The sequence below is a fragment of the Microbacterium sp. ISL-103 genome (assembly GCF_018613995.1).
In the GTDB taxonomy this organism is placed as follows: Bacteria; Actinomycetota; Actinomycetes; order Actinomycetales; family Microbacteriaceae; genus Microbacterium.
This window is the reverse complement of record NZ_JAGGPD010000617.1, coordinates 1-1,573: the sequence shown is the minus strand read 5'-3', so window position 1 is coordinate 1,573 and position 1,573 is coordinate 1. Positions and strand designations below refer to the sequence as shown.

Annotated in this window: 1 protein-coding gene; it reads left to right on the top strand. The window is 66.1% G+C overall.

Annotated features, from left to right (window positions below):
* Positions 1 to 55: 55 nt before the first annotated feature.
* Positions 56 to 1,573: MFS transporter (locus J7E68_RS18690; protein WP_251049159.1), on the top strand; the 1,518-nt coding region annotated here is incomplete at its 3' end.

Here is a 1,573-nt window from a genome sequence, read left to right as displayed (position 1 = left end):
CCGCCTGAGCACACTGCTCTACCGAATGTCCGTGCCCCCGCCTACCCTCTACTTCATGGAGCGCACCGCTGCGAAGACGGCCTTCGCGAACGTTCTCGTCAACACGCTCATCGCCAACGTGACGACGAGCTTCCTGTGGTTCGCCCTGACGTTCTGGGTCTACATCGAGACGCAGTCCGTGCTCGCGACCGGCGTCATCGGCGGCGCCTACATGCTGTTCATCGCGTTCTTCGCGATGATCTTCGGCACGATCGTCGATCGCAACCGCAAGCACACCGTGATGCTGCTCTCGAGCGTCATCTCCGCCGTCGCGTTCCTCATCGCGGGGGCGCTGTACGTCTGGCAGCAAGAGGCGGCGCTGCTCGATCTCGGCGGCCCGTGGTTCTGGGTCTTCTCGGCCGTCATCCTGTTCGGCGGGGTCATCGAGCAACTCCGCAACATCGCCCTGTCGACGACGGTCACCCTGCTCGTGCCGGAGGATCGCAGAGCCAACGCCAATGGCCTCGTCGGCACGGTGCAGGGGCTCGCATTCCTCGTGACGAGTGTCTTCTCGGGTCTCTCGATCGGCTTCCTCGGCATGGGATGGACGCTTGCGATCGCGATCGGCGCGATGGTGCTGACGTTCGTGCATCTGCTCTTCATCCGCATCCCTGAGGGTGCGCCTCGACCCGACCCCGACGCCACGAGCGCGCTCGACTTCCGCGGCAGCGTGACGGCCATCCGTCTCGCTCCGGGGCTGTTCGCCCTCATCATCTTCTCGACGTTCAACAACCTCATCGGCGGCGTGTACATGGCCCTGATGGACCCGTACGGCCTCACCCTGTTCGATGCGCAGATGTGGGGGTTCGCGCTGGCCTTCGCCTCGACCGGATTCCTGATCGGCGGCGGGCTGGTGGCGAAGTTCGGTCTCGGACGCAAGCCCATGCGCACCCTGCTGCTCGTCGTGATCGCCATGGGACTGCTCGGGTCGGTGTTCATGCTGCGCGAGTGGTGGCCGCTGTACGTCATCGGCATGTGGATCTACATGGCGCTCGTGCCTCCGGTCGAGGCGGCGGAACAGACGATCATCCAGAAGGTGGTGCGCTACGACAGACAGGGCCGGGTGTTCGGTGTCGCGGCGGCGATGGAAGCCGCGGCCGCGCCGATCACGGCCTTCCTCATCGCCCCGATCGCCGAGTTCCTGATCATCCCCTACATGAAGACCGACGCGGGGCAGCAGCGGTGGGAATGGCTGCTCGGCGAGGGAGAGGCCCGCGGCATCGCCCTGATCTGCCTGTTCGCCGGGCTCATCATGGTCGTCGCTGCGACGCTCGCGTTCTTCACGAAGTCGTATCGCAAGCTCACCGACCTCTATGCGAACGCCCCGGAGCAGGATCCGAACGCCGACGGCATCGACGACTCGGCATCCGACGCATCAGCAGCCGAGGCGTCGGATGAAACAGAAGCAGACGGTGTCGAGACGGAGGCCGTGAGCTCGCGGGGCGCAGATGCCCCTCCACCGGTGAGGGGTCTGCCGCCCGAGGTGCCCGAGGCGCGGCGCTCGACAAGCCGCACCGAGCTCCCCGGTCGGGGG